The sequence below is a fragment of the Arthrobacter sp. KKT183 genome, assembly GCF_055657625.1.
In genome coordinates, this window is sequence record NZ_CM145770.1 from 699,588 (window position 1) to 716,450 (window position 16,863).

General features: G+C 63.6%; 14 protein-coding genes. 8 read left to right on the forward strand and 6 right to left on the reverse strand.

Going from position 1 to position 16,863, the window contains the following annotated elements:
* Positions 1–8 precede the first annotated feature (8 nt).
* From ACZ2GY_RS03450 to ACZ2GY_RS03460, 3 genes are all read left to right on the forward strand, one after another.
* Complete coding sequence (locus ACZ2GY_RS03450; RefSeq protein WP_471673002.1) at positions 9–851, forward strand: hypothetical protein; 843 nt, start codon at positions 9–11, stop codon at positions 849–851.
* Between the two features lie 356 nt (positions 852–1,207).
* Positions 1,208–2,509 carry a glycosyltransferase gene (locus ACZ2GY_RS03455; RefSeq protein WP_471673003.1) on the forward strand — a complete coding sequence of 434 codons (1,302 nt, stop codon included), beginning with the start codon at positions 1,208–1,210 and terminating at the stop codon, positions 2,507–2,509.
* Positions 2,510–2,740: 231 nt separating this feature from the next.
* On the forward strand, positions 2,741–3,535 hold the full coding sequence (locus ACZ2GY_RS03460) for a DUF4839 domain-containing protein (RefSeq protein ID WP_471673004.1): 795 nt from the start codon (positions 2,741–2,743) through the stop codon (positions 3,533–3,535).
* Positions 3,536–3,564: 29 nt separating this feature from the next.
* On the opposite strand, the gene ACZ2GY_RS03465 is transcribed toward ACZ2GY_RS03460, so the two are convergent.
* The gene (locus ACZ2GY_RS03465) at positions 3,565–4,167 is read right to left on the reverse strand and encodes a hypothetical protein (protein WP_471673005.1); all 603 of its coding nucleotides are present in this window, start codon (positions 4,165–4,167) and stop codon (positions 3,565–3,567) included.
* 171 nt (positions 4,168–4,338) lie between these two features.
* Between ACZ2GY_RS03465 and ACZ2GY_RS03470 the strand changes: the two genes are divergently transcribed.
* Both ACZ2GY_RS03470 and ACZ2GY_RS03475 read left to right on the forward strand, forming a co-directional pair.
* The gene (locus ACZ2GY_RS03470) at positions 4,339–4,707 is read left to right on the forward strand and encodes a DoxX family protein (protein ID WP_471673006.1); all 369 of its coding nucleotides are present in this window, start codon (positions 4,339–4,341) and stop codon (positions 4,705–4,707) included.
* A gap of 46 nt (positions 4,708–4,753) precedes the next feature.
* On the forward strand, positions 4,754–5,518 hold the full coding sequence (locus tag ACZ2GY_RS03475; protein WP_471673007.1) for a class I SAM-dependent methyltransferase: 765 nt from the start codon (positions 4,754–4,756) through the stop codon (positions 5,516–5,518).
* A gap of 83 nt (positions 5,519–5,601) precedes the next feature.
* Here the strand turns inward: ACZ2GY_RS03475 and ACZ2GY_RS03480 are convergent, their stop codons facing one another.
* Complete coding sequence (locus ACZ2GY_RS03480) at positions 5,602–7,158, reverse strand: alanine/glycine:cation symporter family protein (RefSeq protein WP_471673008.1); 1,557 nt, start codon at positions 7,156–7,158, stop codon at positions 5,602–5,604.
* A gap of 192 nt (positions 7,159–7,350) precedes the next feature.
* Between ACZ2GY_RS03480 and ACZ2GY_RS03485 the strand changes: the two genes are divergently transcribed.
* Entirely contained in the window at positions 7,351–8,400 is a 1,050-nt protein-coding gene (locus ACZ2GY_RS03485; protein ID WP_471673009.1) for a tartrate dehydrogenase, read from the forward strand.
* 7 nt (positions 8,401–8,407) lie between these two features.
* On the opposite strand, the gene ACZ2GY_RS03490 is transcribed toward ACZ2GY_RS03485, so the two are convergent.
* From ACZ2GY_RS03490 to ACZ2GY_RS03505, 4 genes are all read right to left on the reverse strand, one after another.
* A complete protein-coding gene (locus tag ACZ2GY_RS03490) occupies positions 8,408–9,925 on the reverse strand; it encodes a tripartite tricarboxylate transporter permease (RefSeq protein ID WP_471673010.1) in 1,518 nt (505 codons plus the stop codon).
* A 3-nt stretch (positions 9,926–9,928) separates the two neighbouring features.
* On the reverse strand, positions 9,929–10,480 hold the full coding sequence (locus ACZ2GY_RS03495; RefSeq protein ID WP_471673011.1) for a tripartite tricarboxylate transporter TctB family protein: 552 nt from the start codon (positions 10,478–10,480) through the stop codon (positions 9,929–9,931).
* Positions 10,480–11,523: a Bug family tripartite tricarboxylate transporter substrate binding protein gene (locus ACZ2GY_RS03500; protein WP_471673012.1), complete on the reverse strand. Its 1,044-nt coding sequence runs from the start codon at positions 11,521–11,523 to the stop codon at positions 10,480–10,482. The genes ACZ2GY_RS03495 and ACZ2GY_RS03500 overlap by 1 nt, the downstream gene beginning before the upstream one ends.
* A gap of 142 nt (positions 11,524–11,665) precedes the next feature.
* Entirely contained in the window at positions 11,666–12,841 is a 1,176-nt protein-coding gene (locus ACZ2GY_RS03505) for an MFS transporter (RefSeq protein ID WP_471673013.1), read from the reverse strand.
* Between the two features lie 257 nt (positions 12,842–13,098).
* Between ACZ2GY_RS03505 and ACZ2GY_RS03510 the strand changes: the two genes are divergently transcribed.
* Entirely contained in the window at positions 13,099–14,793 is a 1,695-nt protein-coding gene (locus tag ACZ2GY_RS03510; RefSeq protein WP_471673014.1) for a ribonuclease J, read from the forward strand.
* A gap of 324 nt (positions 14,794–15,117) precedes the next feature.
* The gene (locus ACZ2GY_RS03515) at positions 15,118–16,860 is read left to right on the forward strand and encodes a hypothetical protein (RefSeq protein ID WP_471673015.1); all 1,743 of its coding nucleotides are present in this window, start codon (positions 15,118–15,120) and stop codon (positions 16,858–16,860) included.
* Positions 16,861–16,863: the final 3 nt, after the last annotated feature.

Below are 16,863 nucleotides of genomic sequence, written 5' to 3' on the forward strand. Positions count from 1 at the left end.
GTGCCTCTTTGTTCAATTTGCTCATCGGTCTGCCCGACGGCGGCGCGCTCTCTAAGGACCGCCTGCTGGAGGGCACTGTGCCACACGTCAAAGATCGCCTGAATGTGGCTGACGGCGACTTCTCCGAGTTGCTGAAGCTACCGACGCTGGCCATGCCCGAAGTGGGGCCAGAGGGCTCATCCGACGTAGCCAGAGTGGGAACACTGGGCCGCATCACGTCGAGCGGCACCAACTACATGCTGCAGTTCACGCCCAACTCGAACATCGACCCTATCCCCGTCGATGAGCTGCTCGCCAACCGGAATGCTTTCGACGTCGAGGGACCATGGGGCTTCCACAGAACCCGACTCATAGTCAAGGATATTGACCTCTACCGCACTCTGCTCGAACTCGGCCAGTCTAGTGAAGTGGTCCGGCCCAGCCGCAAGTACCTCAGCTTTCCTGGCGGTCCAATAGACGAGAAGCTAGTCGTCGTGATGATGCCATTCCGATCGGATCTCGAACCGGTCTGGGAAACAATCCAGCGCACCGTCTATGACGCCGGGTTGAACTGCAAACGAGCTGATTCCATCTGGGACGAGGACTCGATCATGGATGACATCGTGAGACTGCTTTGGCGCGCCAGAATCGTCATCACCGATTACACGAGCCACAATGCAAACGTGTTCTACGAAACGGGGATCGCGCACACCCTGGGTCGGCAGTGCATTCCACTCACGCAGCCCACTGACGAGATTCCGTTCGATCTGAAGCATCTTCGGACCTTGAAATACGAGACGACTGAGATTGGCTTGAAGCAACTCAAGCTCGAGCTCGGTGAGCGCATTCGAAACGTCCTGCGGACGTGCTAACCCGCGCCACTGAGGGCAACTTTGGCTGGATTACGCATCACTTGGCGATCCGTCTCTACTCCCAGTCCGGCATGTCCTCTAATTGCGTGGAGCCTCCGGCGCGGGTGGAACTGCCTTTCGTAGCCAATGGGGCACCGTCCATTGTCCCGGCAGGTGGAGTGCGGGGCTTCTTTCGCGTTTCTCTATGCGCGGGGGCTTCCGGGTCTGAGCGCACGTTCTCTCGACTTGTTCGTGGGTTTGCCAGTCGAGGACCTGCTGGAGTGGAGGTGTACTTCGGGGGAGCCGTCTAAACCAGAAATTCCCAAGGCGGCGGGTGATTACTGGGAGGCATGCACTCAGCTGATCAGGAGTCCGTCATGGCATCGGTACTCGTTTGTTCCTGCCCCGTCACCGGGCATGTTGTCCCGATGCTCGCGGTTGCCGCCGGCCTCGTGAACCGCGGCCACTCGGTCCGCTTCCTCACCGGCCAACGCTTCGCCGACCGCGTTGCCGCCACCGGTGCCACCTTCCTGCCGCTGCCACCCGAGGCCGACTTCGACGAAACCAAACAGGACGAAGAGTTTCCCGGTAAGGTCGGCCTCAAAGGCCCGGCCGGGATCCGATACGACCTCACCAAGATCTTCATGCGCCCCGGTAAACACCAGTACGACGCCGTGCAGGCCGCCATTGCCGAGACGCCCACCGACGCGGTGCTTTCCGAGGCGCTCTTCATGGGCGCAGCGCTACTGCTCAACACGCCACGGGCTCAGCGTCCGACGGTCATCAACTGCGGAATCGTGCCGCTCAGCCTTGCCAGTCGAGACACCGCGCCCTTCGGCTTGGGCATACCTCCGATGCGTGGACCAATCGGCCGCGTCCGGAACGCCGCGCTCAAAGGCGTGGCCGAGAAGGTGATCTTCGGTCCGGTGCAGAAGTACGCGAACGATGTCGCCTGTGGAGTCACAGGCAGGCCCTTCCCGGGCTTCTTCATGGACTGGCCGCGGCATGCGGACTTCCTCGTTCAGTTCGGCGTGCCCGAGTTCGAGTACCCACGCTCCGACCTTCCCGATCACGTCCACTTCGTCGGCCCCGTCTCACAGGGCGGAGGCAGGGATGCCGCCGACGTGGTGCTGCCCGAGTGGTGGGGCGACCTCGATTCAGGACGACCGGTCGTTCACGTCACCCAGGGCACAGTGGCCAACCGCGATTACAACGACCTCATCCGTCCCACGATCGACGGACTCGCGAACGATGACGTCCTCGTCGTCGTCAGCACCGGCGGTCGGCCGGAGGACACACTCACCGGACCGCTGCCCGCCAACGTCAGAGTCTCCTCCTACCTTCCGTACGACGAGCTCCTACCCAAGACCAGCGTCATCGTCACGAATGGTGGGTACGGAGGCGTGCAGTTCGCCCTGCGTCACGGGGTCCCGCTCGTGGTCGCCGGCCAGTCGGAGGAGAAAGCCGAGGTGACGGCACGGGTTGCGTGGTCGGGATCCGGGATCAATCTGCGCACCAACCGTGCCAAGCCCGACGACGTTGCGAAGGCTGTGCGCAAGGTCCTCGCCGACCCGTCCTACCGGCAGCATGCACGACGGATTGGCAACGCCATCAAGGAGTCGCGCGGTGTTGATGCGCTTGTGGACCTGCTGGAGAAGGAAGCCCAATCGACGAACTAATGCAGGGTTAGAAAGTTCGTCCAAGCGCTCGATCACGAGGAGCACGTCGAGGGCTTCCCTGCGAGCGGGGATCAGTTCAACTGCTGCTTGCGTAATGAACTTGTCGGAAGAATTCAGCCGGGCGAAAGCCAGATATATTCAACGAGCCGTGGTCGACACGCGGTGCACTCGGGATGACGCCGGTGCATGACACATTTACCAAGAGTGAAACCTTCGGGTGGGGGGAGAGCCATGGCGGGCGACGAGGCAAGTTACGAGTTGAAGTCAATACGCACAGTGCGAGGCATGGAATCCCGGACCATAGCCAAGTGGAAAGATGAGGGCTGGGAACTCGTTTCTCAAGACCAGGAATCCCTCATGCGAACGACGTTGACGTTCCGCCGTGAGAAGCGGAAGCAGCTCCCGTTCTTGTTGGGAGCAGCAGGCGCAGTGCTCCTAGCCATCGCCGCCTTGGTGGCCGTTGCTATCGGAGGAGATGACACCGCAGAGGAAGTCTCGGCGCCAGCGGCAGCAACGTCCACGCCAACCGAAAGTGCCGCCCCTCCAAGTGAAGAGCCCTTAGAGCCATCCGAAGAGGCAACCGACGCAGCCGATCAGAGCGAGCTCATTCAGACTGCATCTGCAGAGCCGGAAACTGACAAGGTGCTGACCGTGGAAACTAGTCCGGAATTTGCCGCGCTATTGGCTGAGCCCGAACCGGGTGGTCCCGCGGTTGGGGACTTCGCAGCCAAGTTCGAGGGAAAGCTTATCGAGTTCGACGGAAATATCGCCTACATGGTCAATCACGGCAGTAATGACACGCGGTACGACATGTTGATTCGTTCGGGCGATTACAGCGAAACCTCCGGCACGGGGCCAAACTTCAAATTCGAGGACGTGAGCGTCTTCGATCTGAACCTTGAAGGTACAGATATCCCAGACGGAATCGGCGCACAGGACAATTTCCGCTTTGTTGCTCGAGTCGCGAATTACAACGAAGTTCAGGAACTGTTCTTTCTCGAGCCGGTATCCACCACGATGAGATAGCGGGACTCCCCCAGCGGATTTACAATCCTCTACTCGACTGCCCCGCGCAACTCCGCCCGGGTCTCCCGGTACACCTCAACCGGGTCATACCCCCGACCGTCCGCCGCGAGTTCACCCCACCGCGCCCACGATGCCCGCCACACCGCAACCGCCACCTCGGTCAGCAGCAGGTTCAGTGAACCTGCCCTGCCGCCAAGCTGCGACGTGATCCGCGCACGCAGCTCGCCGGCCAGCACCTGGTCCTGCGCCGCCGCCAACGCGAGGAGCTCCGGTTCTTTTGCCAGAAGACGCATGACGCGCGCATGGTCGCCGTAATCGCCACTCGTCTCCAGCGCCATCACCGACTCGGCCATGGCTTCGATGTCCCGCAACAGCTCCGCAGGGTTGGCAGCCGACGTTTCGAACGCCCGCACACCCGCCAACATCCGATGCTGTCCGGGCAACGCCGCATGCTCTTTCCGGGTGAAGTACCGAAAGAACGTCCTCGACGAGACACCGGCACGGTCGGCGATGCTGAACCGTCGTCGCCTGGATGCCCTGCTTCTCGAACAGCTCCAGCGCGGCACGGTGGCTTCACGCTGGGTGTCGAGACCCCGTCGAGCATGTAAGGAGGGAGCGCCGGCGTCGTTCATTTGTCCTCCGTGTTGGCCGTCGTCGCGGTGGTGCTGTCGCTGTTTGTGCGTCGGGTGAAAAACGACGACGGCGCCCGCCGCTAGATTGCCCGCCGAGGGCACCGGACATTCGTAGCCAAAACGACCAAACGGGCGCATGCTTACCCTGTCGGGGCTTCACGAGGAGAAGTCATGAACATTGCGCTGTGGATAGTATCCGGTGCCCTCGCGGCCTTCTTTCTCGCCGCCGGAATATCGAAGACCTTCCTGCCGATCGAGAACCTCGAGGCACATGGACTCCCCTGGGCGAGGGAAAAGCCAGGCTACGCGCGCACCGCTGGCGTGGCTGAAATCTTGGGTGCTCTCGGACTGATCCTCCCCGGAATCTTCCGGATCGCCACGTTCCTGATTCCGGCAGCAGCAATCGGGCTGGCGCTGGTCATGGCGCTGTCGATTGCATTTCACATCTCGCGGGGTGAAAAGGGGTTCACGATCAACATCATGGCTTTGCTGCTCGCGCTCTTCGTGGCATGGGGACGCGCCACGGAATGGGCTTTGTAAGCCCGCAGCGCGTGAAAGAGAGCTGAGAAATAGAGGCCGCATAACCATGGCTACCCCGGAGGAGTTCTATGACGCCCTCGCAGCTGAGTATCATCTCCTCTTCGATGATTGGTGGTCCGCGGCTCTGGAGCACCGGCGGGTTCTAGCTGACCTTCTCGGGCAGCGGGGGAACGGCAGGGGGCGCCTGTTGGACTGCACGTGCGGCATCGGCACCCAAGCCTTGCCGTTGGCATTGCATGGATACACAATGACAGCCACCGACGTGAGCTCAGCGGCAGTCGACCGTGCGAGGGCGGAGGCAGCCGTGCGGGGAATCGACGTCGAATTCGGGATGTGCGACGTCCGCGAGCTCCGGCATCACGTTCAAGGAAGCTTCGACGCGGTCATCTCCTGCGACAACGCGCTACCGCACCTGCTCACCGACGTGGATCTTGAAGCTGCTTTGCGGAGTGTGCTTGCGTGCCTGCGACCGAACGGGCTGTTCCTCGTTTCCCTGCGCGACTACGACGCGTTGAGACGAACCCGGCCCGACGGTGTGCCCATCGCCGTTCACGGGGGAGCCGGGTCGCGGCAGGGGTCAGGTCAAGCGTGGCGGTGGTCTCCCGATGCGGCGTACGTGGACATCGAACTGTTCATCTTGACCGAGGACGAGGTTGGGTCGTGGCGCGCCCGCTCACTGACCACCCGCTATCGGGCTCTGCGGCGTACGGAGCTCGAAAGCCTTCTGATTGGGGCAGGGTTCGCCACAGTCGAATGGCTGATACCCGACGTGAGCGGGTACTACCAGCCGATAGCGCTAGCGAAAGCCTGAACTGCGGCGCTGGATACCGAAAAGCAGAGGGCGCCTCTTCCAGGAAGAGGCGCCCGCGCGGTATTCAGTTGACCAGGGGAGGGCTAGCTCCGGGCCGATTCCTTCTCCCGGTTGTCCTTGTCCCGGCCGGCGGGCTGGTAGGACTCCCAGAACGTGGCCCCGACAATACCCAGCGACTTCGGGTCGAAGACCGGATCGAGCCCGAGCTTCTGCTGCCGCTCGAAGTCCTTGAGTGCCTGGAATGCCGGCTTCTGCAGGACCAGGATGCCGATGATGTTCAGCCAGGCCATGAGGCCGACGCCGATGTCGCCCATCGCCCACGCATCAGCCGCAGTGTTCACGCAGCCGTAGGCGACGGCGATGAGGATCGCCACCTGCAGGGCAACGGTGGTCACCCGACCGACGCTGGCCCCGAGGACCGGAATCACCCTGTGCGATGAGTTGCCCACGAGGAAGCGCAGGTTGGTCTCCGCCATGTAGTAGTAGGCGATGACCGTGGTCAGGCAGAAGAAGATCAGCGTGATCGCGATGAACGCGGCGCCGAACCCGGGGAAGACGGAGTCGAATCCGGTCTGCACAAACTGCGGCCCGACGATCGCCGTCGCTGACAGCAGGCCACCCTCGACGAGCACCTCGCCGTCCTCGGTACCTCCGGAGAAGACGCGGTACGCGCCGGTCGAGAGGATCAGGAAGCCGGTGGCCGAGCACACGAACAGCGTGTCGATGTACACCGCGAACGCCTGGACGAGGCCCTGCTTCGCCGGGTGCGACACCTCAGCGGCAGCCGCAGCGTGCGGACCGGTTCCCTGGCCGGCCTCGTTCGAGTAGACGCCGCGCTTGACGCCCCACATCACGGCCAGGCCGACGACGGCGCCGAGAGCCGAATCCATACCGAACGCACTGCGGAACACCAGAGCCAGGATCTCGGGCAGCTGGGCTGCGTTCACGAAAACGACGATCAGGGCAAGCAGGATGTAGGCGACGGCCATGAACGGCACCACAAACGCGGCGACGCTGGCGATGCGCTTCACGCCGCCGACAATGACCAGTGCCAGGAGGATGACCGAGCCGACAGCGACAACCAGCGGCGGGATCGTCCAGGCGCCGCCAATCGCGGTGGCCATCGAGTTGGCCTGCACGCCCGGCATAAGGACGCCCGCGGCCAGCACAGTCACGGCGGCGAAGATGTAGCCGTAGACCTTGAAGAACCCGGCACCCTTGGTGTGGGCGAAAGCGCGGGAAAAGTAGTAGGCCGGGCCGCCGCGGTACTCGCCGGTCAGCGGGTCGCGCGTCTTGTAGATCTGGCCCAGGGTGCACTCGACGAACGACGTGGACGCGCCCAGGAAGGCGACTACCCACATCCAGAACAGGGCACCCGGTCCGCCGAAGGCGATGGCGGTGGCGACGCCGGCGACATTGCCGGTGCCGACACGGCCGGACAGGGACATGGCCAGGGCCTGGAACGAGGAGACGCCGGAGTCGGACTTCTCGCCCCGGACAATCTGGTGGACCATTCCCTTGACGTGCCGCACCTGCAGGAAGCGCGAACGGATTGAAAAATAAACGCCGGTAGCGAGGCATAGATAGACAAGCCAGTCGCTCCAGATAACGCCATTGATGGCTGACAAGACACCGCTCATGTGTGTGGGTTCCCTCCAAGGAAGAGCGTGGGTATGCGGTTGGTGCTGCGCGGGGGCGGTAGACCCAGTGGCGCGCACCACACCAAAACCTGTGAAGAGTCTCACAAAACAGTCGTGTTAGTCCATTTGGCATCGTCTGGACCAGTTCCGTGGCGACGTATGCTCATCCCAGACCCACGCAGGAGGAGACCCATGAGCCGCAGCTACGTCATCGATTCGATCCCCGGCGACGGCATCGGCGTCGATGTCACCGAGGTGGCGATGCAGTGCGTCGACGCCGTTGCCGAGCGCTACGACTTCTCGGTTCAGTGGCGCATCTGCGACTGGAACAGCGACCTCTACCGCAGCACCGGCCGCATGATGCCGGTCGACGGCATTGAGCAACTGAGCGACGGTGACGGCATCTACCTCGGCGCGGTAGGAACGCCGGACGTGCCCGACAACGTCACCCTCTGGGGACTGCTCATCCCCATCCGCCGCGAGTTCGACCAGTACATCAACCTCCGCCCCATGCGGCTGCTCCCCGGTGTCACCGGCGCCATGCCCGGCATCGGGGACCTGGACATCGTGGTGGTGCGCGAGAACGTCGAGGGGGAGTACTCGCAGATCGGCGGCAGGTTCGGCTCCGGGACGGACGGTGAGTTCGCCGTCCAGGAGAGCGTCTTCACCAAGAAAGGCATCGCCCGGGCAGCGCGCTACGCCGCTAACCTGGCGACCGAACGCGGCGGTCAACTCGTGTCAGCGACCAAGTCCAACGGCATCATCCACACCATGCCGTTCTGGGACGAAGTGGTGGCGGAGACCGTGAAGGAGTTTCCCGCCGTCGTCGAAAAGGTGCTCATTGATGCGCTGGCGGCGCGGCTGGTCATGAAGCCGACGAGCATCCGGACCATCGTCGCGTCGAACCTGTTCGGGGACATCCTCTCGGACCTCGTGGCCGGTATCGCCGGGTCCATCGGCATCGCTCCGAGCGCCAACCTCAACCCGGAGCGGCGATACCCCTCGATGTTCGAGCCGGTGCATGGATCAGCTCCGGACATCGCGGGGCAGGGGATCGCCAACCCGGTCGGTGCGCTCTGGGCGGCGGCGATGATGCTGGACCACCTCGGGGAGGCCGACGCTGCGCGCTCGCTGACCAAGGCCTTCGAATCTGCGCTCGCCGAGGGGATTGCGACGCCGGACCTGAAGGGGAGCGCGACTACGGCCCAGTTTGCGGCCGAGGTGCTCGCGCGGCTGAAGTGACTGCAGCTCACTCCGTCGACTCAGCCGCTTCGGCCCGCTTCCTCCTGCCCAGGATCTTCGGCAGCACCGTCGGAAGCACCAGCACCGCGAGGGCGGCAATCAGCAGCCCCACCGTCAGCGGGCGGGTGAAGAAGACCGAGAAATCGTTCTGGCTGATCGACAGGGCACGGCGCAGCTGGGTTTCCATCATCGGGCCAAGGATGGCACCGAGGACGGCGGGCGCAACCGGGAAGTCATACACCCGCATGAAGAACCCGGCAACGCCGATCGCGCACACGATCATCAGGTCCGTCAGGCTGCCGGAAAGGCTGTAGACGCCCAGGATGCCGAACACCAGAATGCCGGTGTAGAGCAGATCCTTGGGGATGGAGAGAATCTTGATCCAGACCTTCACCAGCGGAAGGTTGATCACCAGCAGCATGATATTGCCGATGAACAGGCTCGCGATGAGTGTCCAGACCAGGTCCGGCGAATTCTCGAACAGTTGCGGACCGGGCTGGATGTTGTAGATCTGGAAGGCGCTCAGAATGATCGCGGCAGTGGCCGACGTCGGGATACCGAGGGTGAGCAGCGGCACCAACACTCCGGAGAAGGAGGCGTTGTTGGCCGCTTCCGGCCCGGCCACGCCTTCGATGGCGCCCTTGCCGAACTCCTCCTTGTGTTTGGAGAGCCGTTTCTCGAGGTTGTAGCTGAGGAATGTGGGAACTTCGGAACCACCCGTGGGCATGGAGCCGAAGATGAAGCCGAGGAAGCCACCGCGGATCCACGGTTTCCAGACACGTTTGCGCTCGCCCTTGTTCAGCCAGATCCGGCCGGAGAACTCCACCGGTTCTTCCCTGGCGTACTGCAGCCGGGCCAGGCCGTACAGCGCCTCACCGATGGCAAACAGGCCGATCACCACAATGATGATGTCAATCCCACCCAGCAGCGCCGTCGAACCGAAGGTGAAGCGCTGCTGCCCGGTCAGGAAGTCGAGCCCCACCAGGCCCACGAACAGGCCGGCGAAGAGGCTCACCATGCCGCGGATAATCGAGGTGCCCACGAGCGCGGTGACGCTCACGAACGCCAGCACCATCAGCGCGAAGTAGTCGGTGGCCTGGAAACTCTTGGCCAGGTTGGCTACCAGCGGCGCCAGGAAAGTAAGGCCCAGCGTGGAAATGATGCCCGCGGCAAATGACCCCATGACGGCGGTGGCAAGAGCAGGCCCGGCCCGGCCGGCCTTCGCCATCGGATACCCGTCGATAGCTGTTGCCACGGACCCGGCCTCACCCGGCGTATTCAGCAGAATCGACGTAATTGCTCCGCCGTAGAGGGAACCGTAGTAGATTCCGGCGAAGATGATCAGGGCACCGGTGGGATCGAAGCCGTAGGTCAACGGCAGCAGAAGAGCCAGTGCCAGCGCCGGGCCGATGCCGGGAAGCACTCCCACCAGCGTGCCGACCGTGACGCCGATCGCCGCATACAACAAATACGTTGGTTCGAGGGCGTTGGCGAAACCGCCCAGAAGGTCAGCAAAAACGTCCATGGCTCAGAGCACCGATTCCAGTAGTCCGCCGGGCAACCGCACGCCCAGCAGTTCAGTGAAGCCGAAGTAGATGGCCGCTGAGAACAAGACCGCAATAATGACGTCGCGGACCACCTTGCGGCTTCCCGCTACCCAGGCGATCCCTACGAAGAAGATGGTCGTGGCAATCAGGTAACCCAACGTGTTCAGCAGGGCTGCGTAGGCCACCAGCGCCACAATCACAATCCACAGCGTGCGCCAGTGCGTATCCGTATGCTCCGCGGCAGCCTGTTCCTCCAGAGCGCGGTCAGGCTTCAGCGTGGCACGGACCAGGAAGGCCAGCCCGAAACACACCAACCCGATTCCGACGATTATGGGGAAAAAGCCGGGCTGCTGCGGGCCGAAGCCTCCATCGATGGAGACCCGGATGGCGTCGAAGAGCACCACCGCGGCACCCAAAAGAATGACGACGGCGGTGATCCGGATTCCGAGCTTCCCCGCCCCTGGCCTGGCGACCGCATGCGATCCACCGTGCGGCCCGGCTGACGGGGAAGACCCGGAGTCGGGAGCGGACATCAGCCGAGGATTCCGAGGTCCGTCAGTGTCTTGGTGATGTTCTCTTTCTCGGATCCGATGTACTCACTGAATTCCTCGCCGGTCAGCAGGAAGTCTTCCCAGTTGTTGGTCTCCAGGGCTTCCTGCCACTCGGGCGTATCATGCATCTCCTCGATCATCGCGATAACCTGCTCGCGCTGCTCATCGGAAATCTCCGGGGGAGCGACGACTCCGCGCCAGTTGGCAATGGACACGTCATAACCGGCATCGATGATGGTGGGAGCGTCGATGCCTTCGATGGGTTCCTCGCTGGAAACTGCGAGGAGGCGCATTTCGCCGGCGTCGATCTGGTCCTGGAATTCCGCGAGCCCGGACGCCGCCGCAGTCACGTCTCCGGACAGGATGGCCGGCGTCAGTTCGCCGCCACCGGAGTACGGAATGTAGTTGATCTCCGCCGGGTCGATCCCCACGGCGTCGGCGAGCTGCGCAACGAGGATCTGGTCCACGCCGCCCACTGAACCGCCGCCCCAGGCGACAGCGCCGGGATCCGCCTCGAAGGCGTCCATGAGCTGTTCGAGGGTTTCGTACTCGGAATCGGCGGGTACCACGATCGCGTCGTACTCCGCGGTCAGCCGTGCGATGGGGGTGACGTCCTCCAGGCTGACCTGTGAGTCGGTCTGCTCGATGGCCCCCACAAGAATCTTTCCGATCACCATGAGCTGGTTCGGATCACCGGCATTCTCGCCGACAAACTGGGTGAGCCCCGCTGTTCCTGAGGCGCCCGGCACGTTGTAGACCTCAGCGCCGGTGTCGATGACCCCGCCCTCGTCGAGAGCACGGCCGATGGAACGGGCCGTCTGGTCATAACCGCCGCCGGGATCAGCGGGAGCCATGATCTCAATGGCCGCGGTGGGGTATTCCTCCGCGGCGTCGCCGCCTGCCGAGTCGCCCCCGCCTCCGGAGTCACCGCCACAACCGGTCAATACCAGTAATGAGACGGCCAGCGGGACGCCCCACCGGACGGACTTGGCGTGCCTGGACCAACTGAATTTTGAAATCGTCATTGAAATCATCCCTGTTCTTTGCGTTAAGCCTGACTCCACGGGTCCTTCCGTTCTATCAGCCAAGCAAATGCCTGTACACGGTGGCAGGCATCGATTCGGAAACGATTCCAGGGCCTGCACGAACGGTATGGGATAGCGCGTCTCAACCATCCCGCCGTCGTAATTGCCACCAAGACATTCCTGCAACCAGCGCAAGCCCGCCGGCCGCCGCTCCAAAGACACCGCCGACGCCGGTAGCGGCGGCTACCAGTCCTACCGCAGCAGGGATGGCCGACTGACCGAACCGGTTGGCGCTGAGCCGCAGTGCTAGCCAGGTACCGCGCGTACCGGGAGGCGACGCCAGCGAAATCACCGTCATCGTGAGGGGCTGTCCAATGCCGAGGGCGACGCCGGCCAGCACCAGCACAGCACCCATCGCCGGCACGGGCAGCGGCAAGGCAAGCACTCCCACGGTCAGCGCGGACAACGCTGTTGACGCGGCGATCAGCTCGGCACGCCCGATGCTCCTGACCATGGCGCCGAGGAAGAGCCGGGATGCCATCGTGGCGACGGCTCGGAGCGCGAGCAGGAGCCCAACCGCGGCGGCTGGAATCCCGCGCTCCACACCCAGCGCGGGTAGGTACACGGCGATGAGGTCCACCGCCCCAAGGACCATCATGCTCACCAACATGGCTCCCAGCAATTGGCGGCGTGCGTCCGGTCCCGCGCTCGAAATGGCTTGCCTGAAGTTGGCAGGGGCTGAGGAATCGGCAGGGCGGAACGCCGGTCTGCTGCGCACCAGGCCGGCGGTGAGGATGAGCATCAGGATGCTGGAAGCTGCACATGCGCCGAAGAGAGCTTGTGTGTCCGGAACAAGCCGGCCGCCGCCGAACGCAACGATGAACATCGGGCCCGCTACTTGTCCGGCTGATCCAGCGAAAGTATAGAGGCCGAAGGCGGAATCGAGTTTGGCTGGGTCGCCCCGCGCCACCCTGCTCTGCTGACCGACGACGCTCAGAAGGTGGCCGAGACCAAGGACCACATTCCAGAAGAGCAGAAGTGCGAGGGTCGAAGACCAGAGGAAGAGGCCCAGCGCAGCGGCCACCATCATCAGTGCGCCGCTCACCAGGACCGGAGCTTCCCTGCCGCGGTCGGTTGCCCTGCCCACCAGTGCTGCTACCAGCAACGGCACAACGGCGAAGCTCGCCGCGATGAGTCCCAGGAACGCCGGCTCCAGCCCCAGTTCCAGCGCGCGGTAGGCGGCGGCAGGGCGCACTATGTAGGTTGCGAGCTGCAGAAAAAGGGCGTGAAACAGGAGCGTCCACGGCCAACTGCGCATGGTCGTAATCTACAGGGGCGCAGGGATGGGAAACATTTCACTGCTTCTACTGCGGCTTCTACTACGGCGGCGTGCCGACGCCGGGGGCGTCCGGGCCCGAAGTTTCCCGGTCCTGCTGATAAAGTCGGTACAAAGTAATGCCGTCCCCGTCGCTGATGCAGTGCGGGTTCACGGCCCAGCAGGGCGTTGCCGCCACGAAGCACCTTACCGCCGGTATTTGAGCTCCGGGTTGCCGCCCGTCACAGAGATCGGATCCCATGACCAGGACTTCACGCCACTCCTCACCACGAGCAGGCCAGACACCACCCAAGCTTGACCGGGGCGCCATGCGCATCGTCGCGCTGGGCGGTCTGGAGGAGATCGGCCGCAACATGACCGTGTTCGAGTTCGGCGGGAAACTGCTGATCGTCGACTGCGGCGTCCTCTTCCCCGAGGAACACCACCCGGGCGTGGACCTCATCCTGCCCGACTTCTCCTACCTGCGGGACCGCCTCGATGACATCGTCGGCCTGGTTCTCACGCACGGACACGAAGACCACATCGGCGCCGTTCCGTACCTGCTGCGCGAACGCGCGGACATCCCCATCATCTCGGCGAAGCTGACCCTGGCCTTCATCAAGACCAAGCTGCAGGAACACCGCATCACCGCCAAGACCGTGCAGGTCAAGGAGGGGGATTGCAAGAAGTTCGGGCCCTTCGATCTCGAGTTCCTCGCCGTCAACCACTCCATTCCGGACGGACTGGCCGTTGCCATCCGCACTCCCGCCGGCCTGGTCCTCGCCACGGGCGACTTCAAGATGGACCAGTTCCCGCTGGACGGACGCATCACCGACCTCGCCGGCTTTGCACGCCTCGGCGAGGAAGGCGTGGACCTGTTCCTGCCCGACTCCACCAACGCCGACGTCCCCGGCTTCCAGATCTCCGAACAGGACCTGGCGCCGGCCATCGACGAGGTGATGCGCACCGCTCCGCGCCGCATCATCGTCTCCAGCTTCGCGAGCCACATCCACCGCATCCAGCAGGTTATCGACGCCGCACACCTGTACGGGCGGAAGGTCGCCTTCGTGGGCCGCTCCATGGTCCGCAACATGAAGACCGCACGGGAGCTCGGGTACCTGACGGTGCCGCGCGGCACGCTGGTGGACTTCAAGGAACTCGACAAGATGGACCCTAAAAAGGCCGTCATCATCTGCACCGGTTCGCAGGGTGAGCCCATGGCCGCCCTGGCGCGCATGGCCAGCCAGGACCACATGATCGACCTGACCCAGGGCGACACCGTACTGCTGGCAAGCTCGCTCATCCCGGGCAATGAGACCTCGATCTACCGGCTCATCAATGACCTCACCAAGCTCGGCGCCAACGTGGTGCACAAGGGCAACGCGAAGGTCCACGTCTCCGGCCACGCCAGCGCCGGTGAACTGGTCTACTGCTACAACCTCGTACGCCCGCGCAACGTCATGCCGGTGCACGGTGAGCACCGCCACCTGAAAGCCAACGCTGAGCTGGCCATCCGGACCGGCGTGGATCCGAAGAAGGCCCTCGTGGTGGAGGACGGCACCACCATTGACCTCAAGGACGGCGTAGCCCGCGTGACCGGCAAGGTCACCGCCGACTACGTGTACGTCGAGAACATGGTGGCCGGCGCCGCCACCGAGGAGTCGCTGCAGGACCGCATCCGCCTCGCCGAAGACGGTGCACTGACCGTGCTGGCCATCGTCAACCCGGACACCGGAAAGCTGGAGGAGGACCCCGAGTTCTTCCCGGTCGGCTGGGCTCCGAAGGACGGCGAGCTGGACAAGGCAACCGACATTGTCGAGAAGACGCTCGCTCAGCTTAAGGGCGAAAAGACCGGCCCCGACGCGGAGCGTGCCATAGCCGAAGGTCTGGTCCGCTGGTCCGACCGGTCGCTGCGGCGGAAGCCCGTGGTGACGGTCATCATCGTCGACGCCTGAGTTCCGGTTGATTGCTCGGTCTTACTGCCGGTTCCCTGACGATGGGATCGGCAGTAAGTTCGAGTCATGACAACCGCACGAGTCTCCAGCAGCGGGCGGGTGACAATACCGCTTGAGGTGCGTCAGCGGCTCGCCATCGGGCAAGGGTTCCAGGATCGATTTCCGGTTCATGCCGGACGGTCGATGCGTGATGGAACCGGTCGGCGCGTCGCTCAAGTCGCTTGAAGGCGTGTTTCATCGACCCGATCAAGAGCCGCATTCCTTGGACGAGATGCAGAGCGCCATCGAATCAGCGGCCGTGAGCAAAGATGGCATCATCGAAAGATGAGCCCGAAAAGCCGTACACGCAAGCCCAAGTCCGCGGCCAGGAACAAGAACCGCAGGACCGGCCCGCCCAGCAACCCCATCGCGGACGTCTACCGCACCGTCGCTCCGTTATTTGCAGCAGAGGCGGACCATACGTCTTCCCTGCACAGTGAGCTGATTGCGTCGGAGCTGTACTCCGTCATGCATGAGACCACCAATCTGGGTCCTGGAATTGATGCCGAGATGTTCGGCGACTGGGTGCGGTACGTCGAACGCCAGCGGGATGCCGCAGCTGCTGGAATGCTGTGGGCGCTTGCGCAAGTCGCTGATCCACCAGCTGACGCGGAAGCCGCAGCGGCCGCGCAGCGTCTGATGGATGCAGGCGTCGCGCCGCCGGCGTGGCTTGCACCCCTGCGAAAGCTTGAGGCCACGGAAGCGTGGATGCTGACGGATGTTTTCGGTGACTCCATCGAACTGGTGATTGAGTTCCGCACCGCACGCCGCAAGCACGGCATGGCCATGACGATCGACACCAACCACATGGGCGGTTACGCCACCAGCCTGACGTTCGACGAAAGCGCGCGCAAGCTCGTCAAGGATCGGGAACGGTTCGCCGTGCATATGGAAGGCCTGATGCAGATCGAGACTGCATCGCTGACCGAGGTGCGGACCATGGCCATCGCGGCGATCGACGCCACCGACATCACCAGCGATCCTGACCTGGCGCCGGAGTATGCAGCGAGCCGTTCGCTGGCACTCAGCCGGCTGCGTGCGCTGCCGGGTAGCGACGTCGTCGGGCTGGCCGATCGCCGTATCCCCACTGAAGCCGAGGAACTGTCCCAGTTCGAAAGGGACGAAGCGGAGAACGAACGGCTGGTCGCTGAGTTCCTGGCGGATCTGCAGAAGGACCCGGCCAACCACGCGCTCCGGGACGTGGAAGAGCAGTTCGCCCGGCTCGCCGAGCTTGCAATGATGTACGGACGCAATTACGACGACGGCCGCCTCCTCCGCGTCAGCCCTCCGAAAATCAGCAACTTCGCCGGCTGGTTCCTGCCGCGCAAGGTGATGCTCGATGACGAGGAGCGAGAGGCGCTTCCACTGTTCCTCGAGGAGTGGATTGCTTGGTGTGGAAAACGTCAGCAGCTTCCGGCGCTGGCCATTGACCTGGTGCAGCACGCAGCAGCGACCACCCTTGATTCGGTGGCCGATACGGTTGAGGACGGTGAGGAGCTTACGTCACCGGGCATGGCGTTCCTCGAAGGCTTGGATATGGACACGATGGAGGAAGTGCAGGATGCCATTGGGCGCCGGCAGTTTGCCATGCCCTACTTCGGCACGCGGATCGGTGCGGAAGATTATCCGCGGCTGAACGCCAATAGGGCGGACGAGCTGCGGCTGCTGGTGCTCGGTGAGTTGAAGGAATTCCATGGTGTGGGGAAGAAGGAGTATCCCCGGAGCGGTGAACCGGATGGCTCGCCCGTATGGGACGCCGCGCTGCGCGAGCTGGTGATATCGCAGTTGTGGCACAACGACCCGCCGCAGGTCTGGGAAGCCGCCGTGCGGTTGCAGTCAAAGGGCCTGAACCGGTTGGAGATCCTCGCTCAGTTGCAGGGAGCACTGTCCGGGCATGTCAACGCCGCCAGGCTCCGGCCCCTGACCGACGGAGCCGGTTCCGACGCCGTGCATGCCTTGGGCTACGTCGCGTCGCTGGCAACCCTCGGTGCGAGCGAGGGGCGGGGCGGCCATCTCCGTCCGGTGTGATTC

Coding starts and splice junctions, on each gene's coding strand:
- ACZ2GY_RS03455 (WP_471673003.1), top strand. CDS start 1,208: ATGGCATCGGTACTCGTTTGTTCCTGCCCCGTCACCGGGCATGTTGTC.
- ACZ2GY_RS03460 (WP_471673004.1), top strand. CDS start 2,741: ATGGCGGGCGACGAGGCAAGTTACGAGTTGAAGTCAATACGCACAGTG.
- ACZ2GY_RS03465 (WP_471673005.1), bottom strand. CDS start 4,167: ATGAACGACGCCGGCGCTCCCTCCTTACATGCTCGACGGGGTCTCGAC.
- ACZ2GY_RS03470 (WP_471673006.1), top strand. CDS start 4,339: ATGAACATTGCGCTGTGGATAGTATCCGGTGCCCTCGCGGCCTTCTTT.
- ACZ2GY_RS03475 (WP_471673007.1), top strand. CDS start 4,754: ATGGCTACCCCGGAGGAGTTCTATGACGCCCTCGCAGCTGAGTATCAT.
- ACZ2GY_RS03480 (WP_471673008.1), bottom strand. CDS start 7,158: ATGAGCGGTGTCTTGTCAGCCATCAATGGCGTTATCTGGAGCGACTGG.
- ACZ2GY_RS03485 (WP_471673009.1), top strand. CDS start 7,351: ATGAGCCGCAGCTACGTCATCGATTCGATCCCCGGCGACGGCATCGGC.
- ACZ2GY_RS03490 (WP_471673010.1), bottom strand. CDS start 9,925: ATGGACGTTTTTGCTGACCTTCTGGGCGGTTTCGCCAACGCCCTCGAA.
- ACZ2GY_RS03495 (WP_471673011.1), bottom strand. CDS start 10,480: ATGTCCGCTCCCGACTCCGGGTCTTCCCCGTCAGCCGGGCCGCACGGT.
- ACZ2GY_RS03500 (WP_471673012.1), bottom strand. CDS start 11,523: ATGACGATTTCAAAATTCAGTTGGTCCAGGCACGCCAAGTCCGTCCGG.
- ACZ2GY_RS03505 (WP_471673013.1), bottom strand. CDS start 12,841: ATGCGCAGTTGGCCGTGGACGCTCCTGTTTCACGCCCTTTTTCTGCAG.
- ACZ2GY_RS03510 (WP_471673014.1), top strand. CDS start 13,099: ATGACCAGGACTTCACGCCACTCCTCACCACGAGCAGGCCAGACACCA.
- ACZ2GY_RS03515 (WP_471673015.1), top strand. CDS start 15,118: ATGAGCCCGAAAAGCCGTACACGCAAGCCCAAGTCCGCGGCCAGGAAC.